Raw genomic sequence first — 21,371 nt, 5'->3', positions numbered from 1 at the left:
TGCGGTGTGTCGGAATCTTCTCCAGAAACGAGCAACGGCCCGGCTGGAGGGCCGGGCCGTTGGTGGCTCATGGTTTGCTTCCGTCTGGGTGCTGCTGGCGCGACCGGATCAGCTGCGGGCCGGAGGAAGCCCGGCGCCGTGACGGCGGCCCTGCGGAACATCCGTTTCGGCACAGAGGGCCAACCAGACGTCGCGGGCGGGGACTCCGCCCGCGAGGGCCTGGTCGGCGGTCCGGCCGAGCGGACCCAGGACCAGATCCCGGGTGAGCACCCGGCCGTAGCCCTCGCCGAACTCGTCTTTCAGAGCCTGGCGGAACTCACTCAATCGCATGCGGTGCTCACTCGGGCAATACCTATTCGGGCGATACGCGGTTCGGCAATGCCGTGGAGACGGCCGATTAGCGCATCATCATGCTGGCGTCGAACTTGGCAACCAGCTCGTCGGGTACGGTGTCGGGGAAACGATCGATTCCCTCGATGACGGCCAGCCGATCGCCGACCTCGCGCATGATCACCGAAATCGGTGTATCCAGCGCGTCAGCGACCGAAGCAAGAATCTCGGATGAGGCTTCCTTCTGACCGCGTTCCACTTCAGACAGGTAGCCGAGGGCCACACTTGCCTTGCTCGCAACCTGGCGCAGGGTGCGACCCTTCTGCAGGCGGAAGTCCCTGAGCACATCGCCGATTTCCTGACGAACAAGAATCATCGGAACCTCCTTCTTCGTGCTGTCTAGTCTGCTGGGGCCCACTCAACCGGTCAGTTTTGTGTGGCGGATGGCCAACAGTACTCTATCCATCCGACACCTCAGATTATCGAGGATGACTGGACTTTTCTTGTGAATATGTGTTCTGTAACCCACCGGTAACTGGAACTATTCCGCGATCCGGCGCTTTGTGGTTTCAATCAGCTGACACACAGCTTCGATCGCGCACGCGACGGTTTGCGCCCGGATCTCCGAGCGGTCACCGGTGAGACTGACCGATATTGCCCGCACTTTATCCCCGAAAGACAGCCCCAGGTAGACCGTGCCGACACTCTGGCCGTCTTGTTCGTCCGGGCCGGCCACCCCGGTCGTCGAGATGCCGATGTCGGCCGGGCGCCCCTCGATCGCCAACGCGGTGCGCACCCCGGTGGCCATCTGCCTGGCGACCTCGGGGTGCACGGCGCCATGCTCGGCCAGCAGCACGTCGTCCACGCCCAGCAGCGTGTGCTTGATCGGGGTCTGGTAGGCCACCACTCCCCCGTTGACGACGGCGGATGCTCCGGGAATGCGTACGAGCTCGGCCACGAGCAGCCCGCCGGTCAGGGACTCCGCCACGGCGATGGTGAGGTGCCGGGCGGTGAGGGCGGCGACCAGGGCGGCCGCCGCATCCGGGCGGGCCGTCGGCTCACGCACGAATCGACTCACGCACGAATCGACTCACGCACGAATCGACTCACGCACGAATCGACTCAGGCATTTTCGGGCGGCTTGACGTGCTGGTTCTCCCGGCGGGCGGCGACGAGGTATTCGATGCCGGTGTACACGGTGAGCACCAGGGCGAGGGTCATGGTGATGGTGTTGACCCAGTTGATCCAGTCGCCGAAGACCAGCCAGAGCGGCAACAGGGCCAGAGAGATCGCCACAGACTGCGCGAGGGTCTTGAGTTTGCCGCCGCGGGACGCCGGGATGACCCGGTCGCGCAGCATGGCGAACCTGAAGACCGTGATGCCGATCTCGCGCACCAGGATGACCAGGGTGACCCACCAGGGCAACTCGTTGAGGATGGACAGGCCGATCAGCGCGGCGCCGGTGAGGATCTTGTCGGCGATCGGGTCGAGCAGCTTGCCCAGGTCGGTGACCAGGTTGTACCGGCGGGCGATGGCCCCGTCGACGCCGTCGGTGGCGATGGCCACGATGAAGAGCACGGCGGCCCACCAGCGCAGGGCGCCGTCGGCGCCGTTGTCGGACAGAAGCATCAAGAAGAACAGCGGCGCGAGCAGGATGCGCACGATGGTGATGATGTTCGGCAGGTTCCAGTTGGACGGCGTGGCCGGGTCGCGCGGTGTAGCCATGGGTCATTCCCTGTCGGTGAGTTGCCAGGCGTCTTCGTCCGAGTCGCCCTCGTCCTCAGCGTACCCTTCGCTCATCTTCGCCACCGGGTCGTCGGCGTAGCGCGGGTCGGGCGTTGCCGGCTCGTGCGCCTGCGCCCGCTGGGACTCCTCGAACTGCGAGCGGGCGGTGGCGGCGTGGTGCTCGGCGTCGGAGCCGCGCAGCTTGGCCAGGACGCTCGGCAGCTGTTCGGCGGTGACGAGCACGTCGCGGGCCTTGGAGCCCTCGGACGGGCCGACGATCTCGCGGGATTCGAGCAGGTCCATCAGGCGGCCGGCCTTGGCGAAGCCCACGCGGAGCTTGCGCTGCAGCATCGAGGTGGAGCCGAACTGTGTGGACACCACGAGTTCGGCGGCGGCGAGCAGCACCTCGAGGTCGTCGCCGATGTCGGAGTCGATCTCCTTGCGCGGCGCCTCGGCGGAGACGTCGGGCCGGTAGTCGGGCCGGGCCTGTTGGGTGACGTGCTTGACGACCCGTTCGATCTCGGCCTCGTTGACCCAGGCGCCCTGCACGCGCAGGGCCTTGGAGGCGCCCATCGGCAGGAACAACGCGTCGCCCTGGCCGATCAGCTTGTCCGCGCCTGGCTGGTCGAGGATGACCCGGGAGTCGGTGACGCTGGTCACCGCGAAGGCCAGCCGGGAGGGCACATTGGCCTTGATCAGGCCGGTGACCACGTCGACGCTGGGCCGCTGGGTGGCCAGCACCAGGTGGATGCCGGAGGCGCGAGCGAGCTGGGTGATGCGCACGATCGAGTCTTCGACGTCGCGCGGAGCCACCATCATGAGGTCGGCGAGCTCGTCGACGACCACCAGCAGGTAGGGGTAGGGCTTGAGCTTGCGGGCGCTGCCGGCGGGTAGCACGATCTCGTTGTTGACCACGGCCTTGTTGAAGTCGTCGATGTGCCTGAAACCGAAGCTGGCCAGGTCGTCGTAACGCATGTCCATCTCCTTCACGACCCACTGCAGCGCTTCGGCGGCCTTCTTGGGGTTCGTGATGATGGGGGTGATCAGGTGCGGCACGCCGGCGTACGCGGCAAGTTCGACGCGCTTGGGGTCGATGAGGACCATGCGCACGTCGCTGGGCTTGGCCCGCATGAGCAGGCTGGTGATCATCGAGTTGACGAAGCTGGACTTACCCGAGCCGGTGGATCCGGCCACGAGCAGGTGGGGCATCTTGGCGAGGTTGGCGATGACGAAGCCGCCGCCGACGTCCTTGCCCACGCCGATGGTCATCGGATGGGTGCTGTTGGTCGCCGTGGTCGAGCGCAGCACGTCGCCGAGGGTGACGATTTCGCGGTCGGTGTTGGGGATCTCGATGCCGATGGCGCTCTTGCCGGGGATCGGCGAGAGGATGCGCACCTCGTTGGAGGCGACGGCGTAGGAGAGATTCTTGCTCAGGGCGGTGACCCGCTCGACCTTGACGCCGGGGCCGAGTTCGATCTCGTACTGGGTGACCGTCGGGCCGCGGGAGAAGCCGGTGACGCGGGCATCCACCGAGAACTGGCTGAGCACCTCGGTGATGGACTTGACGATCTCGTCGTTGGCGGCGGAACGGGCCTTGGCCGGCGGACCGGCGGTGAGGGTCGTGGACGAGGGCAGCACGTAGGGCAGGTTCGGCTGCTCGCCGAAGGCGAGGTCGGTCGCGGACCGGTCTACCGCCGTGGCCGCCTCGTCGAGGTCGTCCAGGCCCGGCAGCACTTCGGTAAGGCCGACCGGGTCGTCGGCTTGAAGGCCCGTCGCGTGCGGCACCGCGTCGACTTCACCGGTGAAGCGTTTGATGGCCTCCTCGGCCTTGAGCAGGTCTTCGAGCACCTCGGTGCCGTAGTGGTCCTGGGAAGCGGGCGGCTGGGGTGACTCGAGGGCGGTGTCGAAGCCGCCCTTGGCCGCATCCGCGCCGTGGTTGAGCAGCATGCTGAGCGGATCTGCCGCCGGCGGGTCAGCCTCATGGTCGGTGCCGTTTGGATTGGTGCCGTTTGAATTAGTGCCGTTTGAATTAGTGCCGTTTGAATTAGTGGAGACGGCGCTGCTGAAGTCGGGGTCTTCCTCGCGCTTGCTGGTGTTGCGTCGCCACCAGGGCAGGGCGCCCTCGTCGGTCTCGTCGTCGTGGGCCGGGTCGAGGCCGTCGAGTTCGATCTGCTTGGTCTTGAGGGCCTGGATGCGCTCCTGGCGGATCTCCTTGGCGGCGGCGCGCTCCTCGGGGGCCGGCAGCGGTGCACCGAACAGCCACGCGTAGAGTTCGCGGCTGCGATCACCGATCTTGTTCGGCGGGGTCTTGGTGATGATGAAGAGGCTGAGGATGAGCAGCAGGATCACGACGATGGCCGCGCCAACGGTGGTCATCAGGTAGATCAGCGGGGCCGCGATCATCCAGCCGATCACGCCGCCGGAAAGGGCCAGGACCTCCATGCCCTGGCTGGGCGCCGGCTGTCCGCCGAAAATGTGGCAGAGCCCGGACACCGTGACCAGCAGCAGGGACAGCCCGATGCCGATACGGCCGTTGTCGTGCACTGAGCTGGGGTTGCGGAACAGCCAGATCGCAAAGAGCAGCATTATCACCGGAAGGGCGAAGGCCACCCGGCCGAAGAGCCCACCGAAGGTCCAGGCGTCCAGGGTCTGGGCCACAGGGTCGTTGATCAGGAACCACTCGATCACGGCGCCGGCGATGGACAGCAGCACGAGGAAGAAGGGCAGGCCGTCGCGGCGTTCCTCCCTGGAGAGCTGCTCGGGGCCGAGCGCGCGGGCGGCGCCGCCGCTGACGTGGGCCAGTCCCATCCAGATGCGTACGGCGATGCCCGGCTTGGTCACGGTCGGGGTGAATTTTACGGTCTTCTGGGTCGCGGTGCTGCCGGCCTTGGTTCGCGCGGTCGTTCCGGTGCCGCGCGCAGGCGTGCTGCGGGCACGCCCGGTCGACTTAGTGCTCGTAGCCATGTGTTCCACGGTACCGCCGAGCGCCGACATCGGCGTGAGCCCACGCCCAATTGCCCCGGCAACCGCCCCGGCGGGCACGGCGAAGGGGTGTCTCAGCTGGGCTCGACAGGCTCGACCAGCGAATGGCGGCGATCGTGGGGAACATCAGTACCGGATGGCGTCGATGACCTTGACGCGCACCGCTACCAGGGCCGGCAGCAGGCCGGCGAGGGCGCCGACGACGGTGGCGCAGACCAGGCCGAGGATGGCGGCCTCCACCGGGAACGGCGGGAAGTCGGTGACCATGCCCTGGCTGATGAACTCCTGCAGCATGGGGTTGGTGACGATGAGCACGGCGCCGATCACGCCCACCACGCCGGCCACCAGAGTCGCCACGATGCTCTCCATCATCACCGAGAAGAACACCCGCCCGGCGGTGGCGCCGAAGCTGCGCCGCACCCCGATCTCGCGGATGCGTTGCTTGAGCGTGACCAGGGCGATGTTCACCAGGCCGAGGGCGCCAAGCAGCAGCACCAGGCCGGCCACTCCCCCGACGAGCAGTTTGATCGACGCGAAAGGGTCCTCGTTGAACGCGGCGTAGTCCTGCCGGCTCACCGACACGTTGGTTCCCTTGCCGATTGCTGCCGTGAAATCCCGCTGGATGGCGGTCGTCAGGTCTTCGCTGAGGTCCGTCGGCACCCACATTTCATAGTTGGGCACCACCCCGTTGGCCGTCTGCTGCTCCGGCGAACTCAGACCGGTCAGGGTGTCGGTGAGCATATACATGGCGGGCTCAGTGTCCCAGGTGCTCACCGGGTAGACGCCGGTTATCACGGCGGTCGTCGGCCGGTCGCCGAGCAGGATGGTGGTGGGATGCGTCGCCAGGTCGGGCCGGCCGAGCCGGTCGTAATAGACCTGGTTCACCAGCACCGCGGGGGCGAGCCTATCGGCGTCCTCGGCCGTGAACCACCCGCCCTCGGTGAGCTTGACGCGGTGCATCGTGCCGTACGCCTGGTCGACGGCGGTGACGCGCACCGGCACCGCGCCATCCGCGAACTGCACGGTCTGGCTGGAGTTCACGATCCGGCTGGCGTACTCGATGCCGTACCGGTCCAGGGAGGTGGTCCAGAGATCCTGCATGACCTCCGGATCCATGGCCGTGCCGTCGTACTTCGCCACGTACAGGGACAGGGTCGCCGCCCGGCCGCCCTGCTGTTCGTTCTGCTCCTGCAGGGCCTGCTGCGCCACGGCGCCGAGTCCCACCACCGAGGTGATCGCGCACACCGCGACGGCCACCCCGATCAGCGAGAGCATCACCCGGGTCTTGTGGATGCGCAGCTCCTGCCAGGCCTCGACGAACGAGCCGACCACGTTGCTGAGCAGGCGGTTCATGCGGGCACCGCAGCGAACTCGGTGTCGTGCAGAACCGGGGCGGCCGGGGCGCCGGCGACCGTGAGCACGCCGTGGTCCAGGCGCAGGTGCCGGCTGGCCAGCGCCGCGATGGCGGGGTCGTGGGTGATGGTGATGAGGGCGGCTCCCGAGGCGGTGGCAACCTCGTCGAGCAGCGCCATCACGTCTGCACCGGTCTCGAGGTCCAGGGCGCCGGTGGGTTCGTCGGCCAGGATCAGCCGCGGGCCGCGCACCAGCGACCTGGCGATGGCCACCCGCTGCTGTTCACCGCCGGAGAGCCTGTCGGGCATGGCGCCCAGCCGGTGGCCGAGGCCGACCCTCTCAAGCATCTCGCTGGCGATGCGGGCACGTTGCCAGAACTGCTTGCCCTGCGCGTAGAGCAGCGGGGTCATCACGTTCTCGAGCGCCGTGCGGCCCTGCAGCAGGTTGAATTGCTGGAAGATGAAGCCCACGTCGCGTCCGCGTACCCTGTCGCGTTCGGCCGAGGAGAACGACTTCACCGGTCGGCTGCCGAATTCGAGGTCGCCCGTGGTGGGGTTGTCGAGCAGGCCGAGCAGGTTGAGCAGGGTGGACTTGCCCGAACCACTGCGTCCCACGATGGAAACCCGGTCCCCCACCGCGACGTCCAGGTCGACGCCGGAGAGGATCGTCAGCGGCGGGGCGTCGACGAGCTGGACGGTGCGGGTGACGCCGGCCAGGTGCAGGAGCGTCACCGGAGGGTCATTCCGGGCTCGGAGCAGACCTCGCTGCCGTCGGGGGCGGTGACGCAGCCGTCGGCCGGCACCGCGACGGCGCCGGGCACGAACTGGTTGACCAGGTCGCCCTCGGCCAGGCCCCCGAGAACCTGCACCGAGGTGCCGTCGTTCATGCCGAGCGTCACCGGGCGTTCCTCGGTGCTGCCGTCGGGCAGCACGAACCAGACGACCCCGGTCTCGGCGGAGCCCTTCACGGCCGTGGTGGGCACCACGAGCACGTTCTCGGCCTTGCCGCCGGCGATGGTGATCTGGGCGGCGAGGCCCGGGAAGACTGTGACCTCGGCCGGGATGGCGCAGCTGACGGTGGTGCCGGACGCCCCGCCGGTGCCGGTTCCTGTTCCGGGGGCCGGATCGGCACCGCCGCCGGTGCCGCCGGCATCCGCCCCGGCCAGCGGGGTGCTGATACGCAGGCCCGTGCAGGTGAACGGGGCCGGGCCGTTGGTGATGGCGATGGAGGCATCGGTGGGCTGGGTGACGAGCCGGTACTGCTGCTCGGGGCTGAGCGATCCGCTCACGGAGTAGCTGGGCGGCGCGACCTGGCCGGTGGTGTCGCCGATGGCGACCGACTGGCCGTGGATGACGGTGAGGGCGCTGAGCACGCCGTCGGCGGGTGCGAAGACCTTCTCGAACGTGACCGCGGGCTTCGGCTGGGTGATGGCGACCATGCCTGTGGCGGCGTCCGTCGTCTCAACCGGGTCGCGCACGGTTTCGACCTTGATGTCGTAGATCTTGTCGCCGGCGGCGACGGTCTCTCCCGCGGCGAAGAAGATCTCATCGACGGTGCCGGCCGCGACGGCCTTCACCGGCACGGCGGCATCCGCCGACACGGTTCCGGGCAGTGTCACATCGTTGGTGATCGTGCCCAGGGCCACCGGGATCTGGGGTTCCACGATCTGCCCGGTGGGCTGGGCCGGGTCCTGGGCCGAGGCTTCGTCGGCGAAGAACGCCAGTTTCACCAGGGCCACCGCGATGGCGGCGACCACGAGCAAACGGAGGATCGGAAAGACCCATTTGCGCATCACATTCACTGAATTCCCCCGTGCTCGCATCGCACCTGACGGTGTCGGCTGGCTCGAGCCTAGGGGCAGTTACCGGCCGTCAGAGCGGCTTTCGGGCAAGATCCTCCTCTAGGATGACCCTGCGGCGGCGGGGTCGGAGAACGCGGCAACCCCCGGCGCCGAGGGCGGCCGGGGGTTGACGGATGTGCGGTGCAGCGGGCGGTTACGCCTCGATGATCATCGGGACGATCATCGGGCGGCGGCGGAAGGACGCCTGCACCCAGCGGCCGACGGTACGACGCACGACCTGCGTGAGCGCGTAGGTGTCGTGGGTGCCGTTCTGGGCGGCCTCGGCCAGGGCGGCCTCGATCTTGGGCCGGACGGAGTCGAAGACCGAGTCGTCTTCGGCGAAGCCCTTGGCGTGGATCTCCGGGCCGACGATGACCTTTCCGGTGGACTTGTCGACCACGACGATGATCGAGATGAAGCCTTCCTCGGACAGGGTGCGACGGTCGGTGAGGTCGGCTTCGGTGATCTCGCCGACGGTGGAACCGTCCACGTACACGTAACCGAGGTCGAGCTGGCCGACCTTCTTCACGTCGCCGTTGCGCAGGTCGAGCACGGTGCCGTCCTCGGCGAGGATCGCCCGCTCGACGGGCACACCGCTCTGCACGGCGAGCTTGGCGTTGGCCACCAGGTGGCGGTACTCGCCGTGCACGGGCAGCACGTTCTTCGGGCGCAGCACGTTGTACACGTAGAGCAGCTCGCCGGCGGCGGCGTGTCCGGAGACGTGCACCTTGGCGTTGCCCTTGTGCACGACGTTGGCGCCGAGCTTGGTGAGGCCGTCGATGATGCGGTAGACCGCGTTCTCGTTGCCGGGGATCAGGCTGGAGGCCAGGATGACGGTGTCGCCGGGGCCGACCTCGATCTGGTGCTCGCTGTTGACGATGCGGCTGAGCACGGCCATCGGCTCGCCCTGCGAACCCGTGGACATGTAGACGATCTTGTTGTCCGGGATGTTCCCGGCCTTCTTGAAGTCGATCAGCACGCCGTCCGGCACCTTGAGGTAGCCGAGGTCGGCGGCGATGGTCATGTTGCGCACCATCGAGCGGCCCAGCAGCGCCACTCGGCGTCCGTTGGCGTGGGCGGCGTCGAGCACCTGTTGCACACGGTGCACGTGGCTGGAGAAGCTGGCGATGACCACCCGGCGCGGGGCGCGGGCGATGACGTCTTCCAGGACCGGGCCGATGGCGCGCTCGGACGGGGTGAAGCCGGGCACGTCGGCGTTGGTGGAGTCGACCAGGAACAGGTCGATGCCCTCTTCGCCCAGGCGCGCGAAGTCGCGCAGGTCCGTGATGCGGTTGTCCAGCGGCAGCTGGTCCATCTTGAAGTCACCGGTGTGCAGCACGCTGCCACCCTCGGTCTTGATGGCCACGGCCAGGGCATCCGGAATGGAGTGGTTGACCGCGATGAACTCGAGGTTGAACGGGCCGAGGCGCTCCTTCTGGCCCTCTTTCACCTGCAGGGTGTAGGGGGTGATGCGGTGTTCCTTGAGCTTGGCCTCGATGAACGCCAGCGTCAGGCCGGAGCCGATCAGCGGGATGTCCTGGCGCAGCTTGAGCAGGTAGGGAACCGCGCCGATGTGGTCCTCGTGGCCGTGCGTGAGCACAACGCCGACGATGTCTTTGAGGCGGTCCTTGATCGGGGTGAAGTCCGGCAGGATCAGGTCGACACCGGGCTGGTGCTCCTCGGGGAACAGCACGCCGCAGTCGACGATCAGGATTTTGCCGTTGATCTCGAAGGTGGTCATGTTCCGGCCGATTTCGCCGAGTCCGCCGATGGGCGTGACGCGAAGTGTTCCCTTGGGAAGCGCGGGCGGTGCGTATACGTCGTTGGGCATAAGCCCTCCTATTGTGGAGTTGATGGTGCGTGAAGTTAGTGGTGCGTGAAGTTAGCGGCGCTCTGGTTCGGGGTGCGTTTATCTTTTAGCGTGTGGTTCCGGCGACCTTGGGCAATGCTCCACCTGCGGCGGCGTTGCGGTCGGGGCGGAAGTTGGTGAAGTCGACGCCGGGGATGTTCCGGACGAGGTCGATTTCGTCTTCGATCATGGCGGCCTCTGATTCCTCGGGGCCGACCAGGGGCAGGCGCACGCGGGGACTGCCAATGCGGCCCAGCCCGTGCAGGATGTACTTGGCCGCGACGGTGCCGGGCACGTGGGTCATCACGGCGCGCACGAGGGGCTCGAGCTGCTGGTGCGCCAGCGTGGCCGCCTTGAGGTCACCCGCGTTGACGGCATCCACCATCTGGCGGTACGGGGTGGCGGCGATGTTCGCCGTGACGCCGATCAGGCCGGTGGCGCCGATCGAGAGGTGCGGCAGCACATTGGGGTCGTCACCCGAGAAGTAGAGCAGGTCGGTCTGGTTGAGCACTCGACTGACCTGGGCCAGGTCGCCCTTGGCGTCCTTCACGGCGAGGATGTTGGGGTGCTTCGCGGCGCGCAGGATGGTCTCGTAGGTGATCGGGATGCCCGTGCGACCCGGGATGTCGTAGAGGATCACCGGCAGGTCGGTGGCATCCGCGATCATGCGGAAGTGCGTGAGCACGCCGGCCTGGGTGGGCTTGTTGTAGTACGGCGTGACGATCATGTTGCCGTCGGCGCCGGCCTTCTCGCTCTGCTTGGCGAGCTGCATGGCGTGCGCGGTCTCGTTCGAGCCGCCGCCGGTGATGATCTTGGCGCGACCGGCCGCGACGTCCTTGCCGACCTCGACGAGCCGGATCTTCTCGGGGTCGGTGAGGGTGGAGGTCTCGCCGGTGGTGCCGGTGACCACGATGCCGTCGGCCCCGGCGGTGATGACGTCGTCGATGTGCTTCTCCACATCGGCCCAGGCGACCTCTCCGTCAGCGGTGAATGGTGTCACCAGGGCGACGAGGACCTGCCCGAAAGGGTTGAAAGGAGTAGACACGGTTTACAGGGTATCGTCTAGCGCGCCCTCTCGCGCCTTCACGCCGGGCCTCTCGCGCGTCATCTGCCGTCATACGGGGCGTCTGAGGGCCGCCGCAGCGTAGCCTCGCCTTCATGAATCCCGCCGCCGCCATGCTTGTCCTGGTGCTTTTGGTCGCGCTGACCACGGTGCTTGGACTGGTCTGGCGCCGTCGGCAGGGCCGGGTCTCGGTCTCGGTCTCGGTCTCTGACGACTCGGCGGATGTCGTCACGGCCGCGCAACTGGGCCTGTCCGCGTCGAGTTCCCCGCCGGTCTTCGGCTCCGAGGCGACGCTGTTGCAGTTCTCCACCGAGTTCTGCGCCCGTTGCCCCGGCACGAGCGTGCTGCTGGGCCAGGTGGCGGATGCCCGCATCGGCGTGCGGCACGTGGACGTGGACCTCACCCATCGCGCCGACCTCGCCCGGCGGTTCAACGTTCTGCAGACGCCCACCACCCTGGTGCTCGACCGGGCCGGCCGGGTGCGCGCCCGCGTGGGCGGCGTGCCGAACCGGGCGGCACTGCATGCCCACCTCGACGACCTTGCCCTCGACGTTCAGGAGTTCCCATGACCCGACCAGGCCCCGCCGCCCCGAAGCGGGCGGGTATCGACCCCCGCGGCCCCCGGTTCGGTGCGGCCGTCACGGCCGTCGTGCTGCTCGCGGTGATCTTCCTCGCGCTGGTCGGGGCATCCGGTGTTGCCCTGGCGCTGCTCGCCGCGCAGACCGCGGTGTTCGCCTGGGGCGCCCTCGCGAGCGTCGCCCGGCATCCGTACGGGCTGCTCTACAAGACTCTCGTGCGCCCGCGGCTCGGCCCGCCGGCCGAACTCGAAGACCCGGCGCCGCCCACCTTCGCCCAGGGTGTCGGCCTGCTGGTCGCCCTGATCGGGGTGGTGCTCGGCCTGGCCGGGGTGACCGCGGCCGTGCCCATCGCGGCTGCGGCCGCGTTCGTTGCGGCTTTCCTGAATGCCGCCTTCGACTACTGCCTGGGCTGCCAGCTGTACCTTTTGCTGGTGCGAGCCGGGGTCCTCGGTCGCAGCCCGGCGGCGCCCTGACCGGCGGGCGTTGCCACCTTGCCGTTCGCTCGGGGATTTCCTGTGAACAGTCCAGGCCCGGCGGATAGGCTGGTGCTCCACTTCCAGGAGGTATCACCATGGCCCTGACCAGCGAAGCAACCACCGTATGGACCGGCGACCTGATGACGGGATCCGGCACCGTCACGCTCGATTCCTCGCATAACGGGTCGTTCCCGGTGAACTGGAAGGCCAGGGCCGAAGGCACCGCCAACATGACCAACCCGGAGGAGTTGCTGGGCGCGGCGCACGCATCCTGCTTCTCGATGGCGCTGGCCAAGATCCTGGCCGACGCAGGGCACACCCCCACGAATATCCAGACCACCGCGGCGGTCACCTTCGTCGCCGGAACCGGCGTCACCGGCAGCCACCTGCTCGTCAGCGCCAACGTTCCCGGCGTCACCGAGGAGGAGTTCGAGGCCTTCGCGCAGGACGCGAAGGTGAACTGCCCGATCTCGCAGGCATTGGCGGGCATCCCGATCACCATCGAAGCCGAGCTGGCCTGAGGGGCGGTCGGCAACCCCATGCGCGTACTCATCTCCGGAGCTTCCGGGCTCATCGGTAGCGAACTGACCCGCCAGCTGGAAGCTGCCGGGCACACCGTGCTGCGCCTCGTCCGGCGCCCGCCGCGGTCCAGGTCGGAGATTCGCTGGGACCCGGCGACGCTGACCCTCGATCCCGCCGCGCTCGACGGCGTGGATGCGGTAATCAACCTGTCCGGGGCCTCGATCGGGCGGTTGCCCTGGACGAAGTCCTACCGGCGCCAGATCATGGAATCGCGTGTGCAGGCCGCGCGCACCCTCACCGACGCCATGCGCCGGGCCGGCACGCCGCCGACCGTGCTGCTGAACGCGTCCGCCGTGGGGATCTACGGCAATCGGCCCGGCGAGGAACTCACCGAGGAGTCCGCACCGGGCTCCGACTTTCTCGCGACCGTCGTCACGGCCTGGGAGGCGGAGGCCCGTCTGGCCCCTGAAGGCACCCGGGTGGTGATGCTGCGCACCGGCCTGGTGCTCGCCAAGGGCGGCGCGCTGAAGCCCCTGATGCCGATCGTGCGCCTCGGCCTCGCCGGGCCGCTCGGGCGTGGCAGCCAGCTGTGGCCGTGGGTGAGCCTGCACGACGAGGCCGCCGCGATCGTGCACCTGCTCACGTCGGAGCTGAGCGGCCCGGTGAACCTCACCGGCCCCACCCCGGCGACCGCCAGCGACGTGATCCGGGCCGTGGCCTCGGCGCTGCGCCGGCCGTACTTCCTTCCGGTGCCCGAGATGGTGCTCACGCTCGTGCTGCAGGATGCCGCCAGGCAGCTGCTGCTCGCCGACCAGCGGGTGAGCTCGGCGAAGCTTCAGGCCGACGGGTTCCGCTTCACCCACCGCACTGCCGCCGAAGCGGTCACTTGGATGCTGCGCTAGGCCCCTAGGGGCGCGGTGCGCGGTGCGGTGCGGTGCGCGCGGTGCCGCGTGGGCCACGCCGAGGCATCCGGCGCACCACATCCCGTTATGCGGGGAACGCGCCGTTATGCGGGTGGCGCGCCACCCGCATAACGGCGCCTGGCCCGCATTTCGGGGCGGCATGGCCGCGCCACGCAGCGGCTGGGCCCGCGCACGCTGCTCGGTTGGGCGGTCCTCCACAGGGGCTCCGGCCCGGTGTTTGGGACGGACCCGGTGCGGTAACCGCAGCCGCGGCACCTCGCGCCGAGACTCATTCGATGAACGTTCCTCGAGAACAGCCGTCCTTTCCACCCGAGGTGCTCCTGGCCGCCGACTACCGGCGCGCCCTCGGCGCCGACCTTCGCCTTCGACGCGGTGCCGAGCGCGGCTACCTGCACCGCATCGGCTGGGGACAGTACTGCCCGGCAGCGGTTTGGGCCGGCCTGGACCGCGACCAGCGGTATGCGCTGAGGGTGCGGGCGGCCTCGCTGGCCCGAGGAGGCGCGCTGCCGCTCTCCCACCAGTCTGCCGCGGTGCTCTGGCAGCTGCCGCTGCTGGCACCGTGGCCCGATGATATTCACTTCCTCGACCAAAGGGCAGCCGGGGGCCGCTCGGAACCGGGCATCCGCAAGCACACGGTGGGATTCGACGCCCGCGATGTGCAGATGAAAGACGGAGTGCTCGTCACCTCGGTAGCCCGCACCGTCGTCGAGCTCGCGACGATCGTGGACCTCCGGTCGGCGGTCGCCGCGGCCGATCGGGCTCTGGCAGTGGACCGGACAGGTCGCACCCCGCCGCTCACCGACCGGACAACCCTCCTCGAAACGTGGCACCGGATGCTGCCATTCCACGGCTCGGTGCGGGCCCGTACGGTGATCGACTTCGCCACGCCTCTGTCGGGCTCCCCCGACGAGTCGGGCAGTCGCGTGACGATCGCGCTGGCCGGGCTGCCCGAACCGGAGCTGCAGCATCCGTTCGTGATCGAGGACCGCACCGTCTTCGCCGACTTCTTCTGGCGCTACCTGCGTGGGGTGGGTGAGAGCGACGGCCGGGTGAAGTACTTCAACCCCGCGATGCTCGCCGGGCGTACACCGGCGGAGGTGGTCTACGAGGAAAAGCTGCGCGAGGATGCCATTCGGTTGCAGGTGCGCGGCTTCGTTCGCTGGGACCACGCCACTGGGATGAGCGTGCCGCGGTTGACGGCGCGGCTGGCACACCTGGGCCTGGCCCCGGGGCGCCCCCGGCTGGCCGAGCGCTGAGCGGGGCGCGGCGGCGCGATGTGGCGCGGAGCTGCCGGCCGCGAGGTGGGCAACTCGAGGTATGCGGGGCAGGCGCCGTTGTGCGGGTGGCGCGCCACCCGCATAAAGGCGCGGCACCCGCATAACGGCGCGCCACCCGCATAGCGGCGCGGCACCCGCATGACGGCGCGGCACCCGCAAAGCGGCTCCGGGACCCGGGCAGCGGCTCGCGCACCTGGGCACGCCGGCGCGCACGCGGGCGGCTCAGGCGGCGGACTTCTCCAGGGCCATCGCGGTGCGGAGGGCGGAGCGGGCGCGACGGCGGTCGCCCGACGCGTCATAGGCCAGGCCGAGGCGGAACCAGGCCCGCCAGTCTTTCGGCGCGGCATCCACGGCCTCTCGGTACTGCGGGAATTGCGCGTCGGCCGCTTCGCGGTAGGGACGGCCGCTCGGGCGGCTGGGCAGGTCGTTGACGGGCAGGGCACCCTCGGCGTCGAGCTGCTTGACCAGTCGTTCGCAGTGGACGCCGAAGTTGATCTCGCGCACCAGCGCCCAGGCGCCGATCAGCGGCAGCACGATGAGCGCAACGCCGATGAGGATGCCGACGGGGTCACCGCTCTGAACGAAGAGCACGGCGCGCCAGCCGACGAGAACCAGGTAGAAGACGAGCAGGAGCGCCATCACGACGACGGCGATGCGGCCCTTCATTCGCCGGGCTCCATCTCGGCGGCTTCGGGCCCGGCGGCGGGCCCGGCGGGCTCCGCGGCGGGCTCGAGCACCTCACCGGTGAGCCCCAGGTCGATCAGCTGGTCGAGCCCGACGGTCACACCGACGCAGTCGCGTGCGGCGGCCAGGGCGACCAGGATGCCGCGCTCGTAGGCCTCGGCGGAGAGCGTGTTGTGGGTGATCGTGAGGGTCTCCCCCGAGCCGCCGAAGATCACGTCCTGGCGGGCCAGCACGCCGGCCAGGCGCAGGCTGTGCACCGGAACCGTGGCGATCTGCTGGCCGCGGGCACGCTGGTCGACGTGCGGGGCGGCGACCGGGCCGAGGCCGGCGCGGGCGGCGGCCATGAGCTCGGCCGTGCGCACGGCGGTTCCCGACGGGGAGTCGATCTTGCCGGCCTGGTGCGCCTCGACGATCTCGATGGAGTCGAAGAATCGGGCGGCGAGGGCCGCGAAGGCCGTGCCGAGCACCGAGCCGAGCGAGAAATTGGGGATGATCACGGCGCCGACATCCGTGCGGCCCTTGAGCTTGTGTCCGAGGGCGTCGACGCGGGCCTGGGACCAGCCGGAGGTGCCGACGAGCACCCGGATGCCGTTGTCGATGGCGAAGTCGACGACGCCCTGGCTGACCGCCGGCACGGTGAGGTCGACCGCCACATCGGCGCCGAGCATCTCGGACAGTTCGCTGGCGGAATTGAGCCGGGCGACCACCTCATACCCCGGTGTGTTCTCGACCAGGCCGCCGACCAGGCGGCCCATCTTGCCCGTTGCGCCGACGATGGCCACCCGTGTTGTCATGTTGCCAATCTACCAAGCGGTGGCGGTTGCCCCCGGCACCGAGGCACGTACCCTAGGGGCATGCCCGAATTCACTGCGGTCTCCGTCACGGATGCGGGGTCCATCACCCTGCTCACCCAGTACTTCAGCGATCGCGCGTCCACATTCCCCAACGCCGGCGGCTACCGCACCACCTTCCCGACTCCCGAGCAGTTCGTCCCGCCGCGCGGCCAGTTCCTGCTCGTGAGCGAAGCACCGGGCTCCCGCACCTTCGTGGGCTGCGGCGGCATCCGGCGCATCGACGACGGTGCGGATGGTGCGGTGCGGTTCGAGGCGAAGCACCTCTGGCTGCAGCCGCAGGTGCGCGGCCTCGGCTGGGGCACCCTGCTGCTCGCCGAGCTTGAAAAGCGGGCCAGGCAGTTCGGCGCCACGGAGATGGTGCTCGACACGAACTCGAGCCTCGAGGCGGCCGGTGCGCTGTACCAACGCTCCGGGTATGAGGATGTGCCGCCGTACAACGACAATCCGAACGCCACGAACTGGTACCGGAAGATACTCGCACCGACCCCCTGACCCCTCGATGCTGGCTACTCTCACAGCATGCGGCGCGGGAGCGCAGGAGGAGGTCGGTCGCCATGACCGTTACACGTGACACGCTGGCCGGGTTCCTGGCGGCGTTCAACAACCACGACCTGGACGCCATCATGGGCTATTTCGCCGACGACTGCGTCTTCTACATGCCCCGGGGTGCGAAGCCTCGCGGCGATCACTACCGGGGCAAGGCTGACGTGCGGGCCGGGCTCGCGACGCGATTCACAGGCATCCCCGACGTGCATTACGGCGACGACCGGCACTGGGTGTGCGGGAATGAGCTCGGTGTCTCCGAGTGGACGCTGACCGGCACGTCAGTGTCCGGCCAGCGGCTCGAGGTGCGCGGAGTGGACCTGCTCGAATTCGATTCTGAAGGAAAGATTCGCCGCAAGGATTCCTTCTGGAAGATCCTCGACTAGCGCGCCCCGGCGGTGCGGGCACCCTCGCGGTTTAGAACAGCAGCGGGTCGGGCAGGCCGGTGCGCAGCTCCACCGGCAGGTGGCCGAGGTCGTTGTGGGTGACCAGCGACCACGGCCGGCCGGGCTTTTGCTGCAGCACGGTGAGGCCGCAGTGGGCCTGGTTGATGCTGATCCAGCGCCAGTCCGGGGCGCCGAGCACCTCACGGACGAACCAGGCGATCACGAAGTTGTGGGTGATCAGCAGGTCGTGTCTGGGGCCGCGGTGCGGGTGCAGGAACTCGGCGACGGCGTCCTCCATCTGGGCGCGGCCGGCCTCGATGGTCTCCTCGCTGACGGAGTTGAAGAACGGCGCGTACGCCTTGGGCATTTCCGGCGCCCGGCCGGAGGGAACACAGTCGAACAGCAACGGTGATGGCTCGGAGGTGAGCGACGGCAGCCGTTCGGCGATGATGGCGGCCGTCTCCGCGGCGCGCTGCAGCGGCGAATGCCAGGCGCCGGTGAACGGCACCCCGCCCAGGCGTTCGGCGATGAGGTGCGCCTGACGCTTGCCCCGCGGCGACAGCGGGCCGTCCGGCAGGCCGTATTCGGCATCCTGCTGTTCGCCGTGTCGCACGAGGTAGAGGTATTGGGGCATCATCGCCCTTTCGGTTGTGTCGGGGAATGTCGAGCCTGGGGCTCGCGGTGAAGATGAGGTCAGCTCGGCGGTTGGGGCACCGTTCGGCGAGACAGCACGGCGTCGAAGGCGTCCTCCTCGAGGGCGCCGACGGCGGCCACGGAGAACGGCCGGGAGACCATGTCCGCCGCCAGCTGCTGCACGTCGTCCGCGGTGACCAGCGCAAGTCGTCGCAGGGCCTCGTCGAGGTCGACGAACTCCCCCAGCGTGATCTCGGAACGGCCGAGCCTGGACATCCGGGTGTCGGAGTCTTCGAGGGCCAGGGCGGATGCGCCGGAGAGCTGGCCGGAGGCCCGCTTCATCTCGTTTGCGGTCACGCCGTGCTCGGCGAGGCGGTGCAACTCGTCGAGCATGATCTCGGTGACCTGCCCGGCCTTGGCTGGGGTGCAGCCGGCGTACATGCCGAAGATGCCGGCATCCGAATAGCCGGGCGCGAACGCGTAGACGGAGTAGGCCAGGCCGCGCTTCTCGCGCACTTCCTGGAACAGCCGCGACGACATGCCGCCGCCGAAGATGGAGGTGAGCACGTTCATCGCCACGCGACGGTCGTCGGCGGCGACGAGGCCCGGCACGCCGATAAGCAGGTTGGCCTGCTCGAGCGGACGGTGCACCACGCTGACGGGCTGGCCCTGGTTGATCACCGCTGCGGTGCCGGAGCGGCGTCCCACCGGTGCGGCGTATTCGCCCAGGTCCCAACCGGCCTGCAACAACGACCGGGTGACGGCGGCCACGAGCACGTCGTGGTCGACGGCTCCGGCAACGGTGACGACAAGGTCTTGCGGCCGGTAGTTGGCCCGGTAGTGCTCCCAGACGGCGTCACGCGTGGCGTCGCGGATGGTGTCCGGTCTACCGCCGATCGGGCGGCCCAGCGGATGCGTGCCCATGACAGCCTGGAAGAAGCGTTCGTTGGCGACGTCGGCCGGGTCGTCGTCGGCCATCGCGAGTTCCTCGAGGATGACGCCGCGCTCGGTTTCGAACTCGGCGGGGTCCAGCAACGACGAGGTGATCATGTCGGTGAGCACCTCGACGGCCATGTTGAGGTCGCGGTCCTGCACCTTGGCGTAGTAGCAGGTGTATTCCTTGGCAGTCATGGCGTTGTGCTCGCCGCCGACGGCGTCGAAGGCGATGGCGATGTCCAGCGCCGAGCGCTCTGCGGTGCCCTTGAACAGCAGGTGCTCAAGAAAATGCGTGGAGCCGAAGTGGCCCGGCTGCTCGTCGCGGGATCCTACGGCCACCCAGTAACCGATGGTGAGGCTGCGGCTGCCCGGCACCTGTTCGGTGACGATGCGCACCCCGCTGGGCAGGACGGTGCGCCTGACGAGGGACTCACCAGCGGCCCGAAACGAGAGTTCGGTCAGGTCAAGGGGAAATTCAACGGCGCCTTTCATATCAGTCCAACCTTACGACACCGGCGAGACCTGGCCCGGCTGCACGCGGCGGGCCAGCGCACCGGTTAGGCCGACACCTTGTCGAGGTCGACCATGTCGGCACGGCCCAGCCGCACGGCGGCCGCGGCCACGAGGGCATCCACCTGGTCCGGCCGGCTCGCGCTGGCCACCGGGGCCACCACGCCGTCCTTGGCCAGCAGCCAGGCCAGCGCGATCGTCGACGGGGCCACACCGTGGTCCTCCGCGATGCGTTCGAGCACGCCAAGCACCTTGAGTCCGGCACGATTCAGGTAGGCCGATGCGCGGCCGGCCCGGATGGTGTCGGTGAGGTCGGCCTTGGAGTGGTACTTGCCGGTGAGGAATCCGTGCGCGAGGGCGAAGTACGGCATCACCGCGACGCCTTGCGCCCGGGTGACAAGGGCCAGGGACGACTCGAATGAGACCCGGTTCATCAGGTTGTACGGGGTCTCGAGGGCCACGAACCTGGGCAGGCCATTGGCGGCGAGCACCCGGGCCTCCATCAGGCGCTCCGCCGTGAAGTTGGATGCCGCGAGGTGCCGCACGGTGCCTCTGGCAATGAGCGTCTCCATGGCGCCGAGGCTCTCCTCCAGGGGCACGTCGAGATCGTCGAAGTGGAAGTGCAGCAGGTCGATTCGGTCGGTGCCGAGCCGTTCGAGGGAGGCGTGCACCGCACCGACGATGCTGCGCGGCGAGAGTCCGGGGTTGTCGCGGTTGCGGCCGATCTTGGTGGAGATGATCGTGTCGTCGCGCACTCCGCGGGTGCGCATCCACGATCCGATCAGCACCTCGCTGCGCCCGGCGGCGTAGCTGTCAGCGGTGTCGAGGAAGTTGCCGCCGAGTTCCCAGTGCCTGTCGAGGATGGCCATGGCGGTGTCGCCGTCGGTGGTCCAGCCGAAGACGCTGCAGCCCAGCGCCAGCGGGTGCACGGTGAGGTCGGTGTCGCCGATTGTGCGCCGGATGTCCGGGGCTGCAGCGGGAGGGCGTTCGGGCAGCTGAACCGGAGCGGTGTGCTGCACCTGGACCGGGCGGGTCTGCAGGACGAGTTCGTCGACCCGGGAGCCAGCCTGCACTGCGGGATTGCTGCCGGTGTGCAACGCCGGCTCTGTGCGGCTCTCGGCGGTTACCTCTGTCTTGACGTTGTCCGTTGCCAAACGCCCCGTCGCCACACGCCCCGTCGCCACGCTGCCTCTCATGCCTCCACCGCCCCTCGGACGGGTCTGCGCGGCTCCCGCGCCGACCCATGTAAGCCGAGAATAACCCGATCCTCACAATCCGCTGGGGGCGCGCGGCAAGCGTTACACAAATGTGTGGCTTGACCCCCCGTTTAGCCGGAAATTGACCTCTTGCGAGGCCTCTCGAAGGGTCGGGGAGTAATCTTTTCGGCATGTCCGATTCCCCGCTCTATGGCGTCCCGCTCACCCTGATCGACGGCACCCCGACCACGTTCGGCCGGTTCGCCGGCAAGACCGTGCTCGTGGTCAACGTGGCATCGAAGTGCGGCTTCACCCCCCAGTACGCGGGTCTCGAAGCCCTCTACCGACGCTTCGCCGACGACGGCCTGGTGGTGCTCGGGCTGCCGTGCAACCAATTCATGAACGAGGAGCCCGGCAGCGAAGTGGACATCCAGCAGTTCTGCGAGGTCAACTTCGGTGTCACCTTCCCGCTCACGGCCAAGGTGGATGTGCGCGGCTCGCACCAGCATCCGCTGTACAGCCAGCTCACCGCGTTCAGGAAGGGCGTGCTGCCGGGGTTGATCAAGTGGAACTTCGAGAAGTTCCTGGTGAACGGCGACGGCGTGATCGTCGACAGGTTCGCGTCGACGGTGGAACCTGAATCACCGCAGCTCGTCGCCGCGATCGAAAAGGCCTTGGCGCGCGCCGCAGCCTGAACCGGAGTCGGTGCCT

At 68.7% G+C, this 21,371-nt stretch carries 23 protein-coding genes; 8 read left to right on the top strand and 15 right to left on the bottom strand.

Going from position 1 to position 21,371, the window contains the following annotated elements:
• Nucleotides 1–108: 108 nt before the first annotated feature.
• The 10 genes from E3O42_RS12455 to dapA all read right to left on the bottom strand — a co-directional run bounded on the left by E3O42_RS12455 (nt 109) and on the right by dapA (nt 11,124).
• On the bottom strand, nt 109–330 hold the full coding sequence (locus E3O42_RS12455; protein ID WP_104162463.1) for a DUF3046 domain-containing protein: 222 nt from the start codon (nt 328–330) through the stop codon (nt 109–111).
• 67 nt (nt 331–397) lie between these two features.
• The gene (locus tag E3O42_RS12450; RefSeq protein ID WP_088455722.1) at nt 398–706 is read right to left on the bottom strand and encodes a helix-turn-helix domain-containing protein; all 309 of its coding nucleotides are present in this window, start codon (nt 704–706) and stop codon (nt 398–400) included.
• 165 nt (nt 707–871) lie between these two features.
• Nucleotides 872–1,396: a CinA family protein gene (locus E3O42_RS12445; RefSeq protein ID WP_174844263.1), complete on the bottom strand. Its 525-nt coding sequence runs from the start codon at nt 1,394–1,396 to the stop codon at nt 872–874.
• Between the two features lie 56 nt (nt 1,397–1,452).
• A complete protein-coding gene (pgsA, locus tag E3O42_RS12440) occupies nt 1,453–2,055 on the bottom strand; it encodes a CDP-diacylglycerol--glycerol-3-phosphate 3-phosphatidyltransferase (protein WP_134454246.1) in 603 nt (200 codons plus the stop codon).
• Between the two features lie 3 nt (nt 2,056–2,058).
• Nucleotides 2,059–5,019 (bottom strand): FtsK/SpoIIIE family DNA translocase, encoded by a 2,961-nt coding sequence (locus E3O42_RS12435; RefSeq protein ID WP_134454245.1) that lies wholly within the window; start codon nt 5,017–5,019, stop codon nt 2,059–2,061.
• Between the two features lie 144 nt (nt 5,020–5,163).
• Nucleotides 5,164–6,390 (bottom strand): ABC transporter permease, encoded by a 1,227-nt coding sequence (locus E3O42_RS12430; protein ID WP_134454244.1) that lies wholly within the window; start codon nt 6,388–6,390, stop codon nt 5,164–5,166.
• Entirely contained in the window at nt 6,387–7,121 is a 735-nt protein-coding gene (locus E3O42_RS12425) for an ABC transporter ATP-binding protein (RefSeq protein WP_134454243.1), read from the bottom strand. The genes E3O42_RS12430 and E3O42_RS12425 overlap by 4 nt, the downstream gene beginning before the upstream one ends.
• Nucleotides 7,118–8,182 (bottom strand): permuted SH3 domain-containing protein, encoded by a 1,065-nt coding sequence (locus E3O42_RS12420; RefSeq protein WP_241984812.1) that lies wholly within the window; start codon nt 8,180–8,182, stop codon nt 7,118–7,120. Before E3O42_RS12420 ends, E3O42_RS12425 begins: the two co-directional genes overlap by 4 nt.
• A 202-nt stretch (nt 8,183–8,384) precedes the next feature.
• Entirely contained in the window at nt 8,385–10,061 is a 1,677-nt protein-coding gene (locus E3O42_RS12415; protein WP_134454241.1) for a ribonuclease J, read from the bottom strand.
• 85 nt (nt 10,062–10,146) lie between these two features.
• Nucleotides 10,147–11,124 carry a 4-hydroxy-tetrahydrodipicolinate synthase gene (gene dapA / locus E3O42_RS12410; RefSeq protein ID WP_134454240.1) on the bottom strand — a complete coding sequence of 326 codons (978 nt, stop codon included), beginning with the start codon at nt 11,122–11,124 and terminating at the stop codon, nt 10,147–10,149.
• 113 nt (nt 11,125–11,237) lie between these two features.
• Here dapA and E3O42_RS12405 point away from each other — a divergent pair, with 113 nt between their 5' ends.
• The 5 genes from E3O42_RS12405 (at nt 11,238) to E3O42_RS12385 (ending at nt 14,897) form a co-directional block, all read left to right on the top strand.
• The gene (locus E3O42_RS12405; protein ID WP_134454239.1) at nt 11,238–11,711 is read left to right on the top strand and encodes a TlpA family protein disulfide reductase; all 474 of its coding nucleotides are present in this window, start codon (nt 11,238–11,240) and stop codon (nt 11,709–11,711) included.
• The gene (locus E3O42_RS12400; protein WP_134454238.1) at nt 11,708–12,193 is read left to right on the top strand and encodes a DUF4395 domain-containing protein; all 486 of its coding nucleotides are present in this window, start codon (nt 11,708–11,710) and stop codon (nt 12,191–12,193) included. Before E3O42_RS12405 ends, E3O42_RS12400 begins: the two co-directional genes overlap by 4 nt.
• Nucleotides 12,194–12,291: 98 nt before the next feature.
• A complete protein-coding gene (locus E3O42_RS12395; protein ID WP_134454237.1) occupies nt 12,292–12,717 on the top strand; it encodes an OsmC family peroxiredoxin in 426 nt (141 codons plus the stop codon).
• A gap of 18 nt (nt 12,718–12,735) precedes the next feature.
• Nucleotides 12,736–13,620 (top strand): TIGR01777 family oxidoreductase, encoded by an 885-nt coding sequence (locus E3O42_RS12390; RefSeq protein ID WP_134454236.1) that lies wholly within the window; start codon nt 12,736–12,738, stop codon nt 13,618–13,620.
• 296 nt (nt 13,621–13,916) lie between these two features.
• Entirely contained in the window at nt 13,917–14,897 is a 981-nt protein-coding gene (locus tag E3O42_RS12385) for a hypothetical protein (RefSeq protein ID WP_134454235.1), read from the top strand.
• 243 nt (nt 14,898–15,140) lie between these two features.
• Here E3O42_RS12385 and E3O42_RS12380 read toward each other — a convergent pair whose 3' ends face one another.
• Together E3O42_RS12380 and dapB are read right to left on the bottom strand one after the other, a co-directional pair.
• Nucleotides 15,141–15,584, bottom strand: a complete 444-nt coding sequence (locus E3O42_RS12380; protein ID WP_134454234.1) for a tetratricopeptide repeat protein — start codon at nt 15,582–15,584, stop codon at nt 15,141–15,143.
• Nucleotides 15,581–16,396: a 4-hydroxy-tetrahydrodipicolinate reductase gene (dapB, locus tag E3O42_RS12375; protein WP_134454233.1), complete on the bottom strand. Its 816-nt coding sequence runs from the start codon at nt 16,394–16,396 to the stop codon at nt 15,581–15,583. The genes E3O42_RS12380 and dapB overlap by 4 nt, the downstream gene beginning before the upstream one ends.
• Nucleotides 16,397–16,456: 60 nt before the next feature.
• On the opposite strand from dapB, the gene E3O42_RS12370 reads away from it, so the two are divergent.
• Both E3O42_RS12370 and E3O42_RS12365 read left to right on the top strand, forming a co-directional pair.
• A complete protein-coding gene (locus tag E3O42_RS12370; protein WP_134454232.1) occupies nt 16,457–16,948 on the top strand; it encodes a GNAT family N-acetyltransferase in 492 nt (163 codons plus the stop codon).
• Between the two features lie 62 nt (nt 16,949–17,010).
• Entirely contained in the window at nt 17,011–17,385 is a 375-nt protein-coding gene (locus E3O42_RS12365; RefSeq protein ID WP_134454231.1) for a nuclear transport factor 2 family protein, read from the top strand.
• A 31-nt stretch (nt 17,386–17,416) separates the two neighbouring features.
• On the opposite strand, the gene E3O42_RS12360 is transcribed toward E3O42_RS12365, so the two are convergent.
• The 3 genes from E3O42_RS12360 to E3O42_RS12350 all read right to left on the bottom strand — a co-directional run bounded on the left by E3O42_RS12360 (nt 17,417) and on the right by E3O42_RS12350 (nt 20,618).
• A complete protein-coding gene (locus tag E3O42_RS12360) occupies nt 17,417–18,019 on the bottom strand; it encodes a histidine phosphatase family protein (protein ID WP_134454230.1) in 603 nt (200 codons plus the stop codon).
• 59 nt (nt 18,020–18,078) lie between these two features.
• Nucleotides 18,079–19,446: a M16 family metallopeptidase gene (locus tag E3O42_RS12355; protein WP_134454229.1), complete on the bottom strand. Its 1,368-nt coding sequence runs from the start codon at nt 19,444–19,446 to the stop codon at nt 18,079–18,081.
• A gap of 65 nt (nt 19,447–19,511) precedes the next feature.
• Nucleotides 19,512–20,618 (bottom strand): aldo/keto reductase, encoded by a 1,107-nt coding sequence (locus E3O42_RS12350; RefSeq protein WP_241984811.1) that lies wholly within the window; start codon nt 20,616–20,618, stop codon nt 19,512–19,514.
• Nucleotides 20,619–20,851: 233 nt separating this feature from the next.
• Here E3O42_RS12350 and E3O42_RS12345 point away from each other — a divergent pair, with 233 nt between their 5' ends.
• Nucleotides 20,852–21,355 carry a glutathione peroxidase gene (locus tag E3O42_RS12345; RefSeq protein WP_134454227.1) on the top strand — a complete coding sequence of 168 codons (504 nt, stop codon included), beginning with the start codon at nt 20,852–20,854 and terminating at the stop codon, nt 21,353–21,355.
• The last annotated feature ends 16 nt before the right edge of the window (nt 21,356–21,371 follow it).

The sequence above is a fragment of the Cryobacterium adonitolivorans genome, from assembly GCF_004402695.1.
Taxonomy (GTDB): Bacteria; Actinomycetota; Actinomycetes; order Actinomycetales; family Microbacteriaceae; genus Cryobacterium; species Cryobacterium adonitolivorans.
The sequence above is the reverse complement of the archived record's forward strand: the minus strand, read 5'-3'. Positions and strand labels throughout refer to the sequence as shown.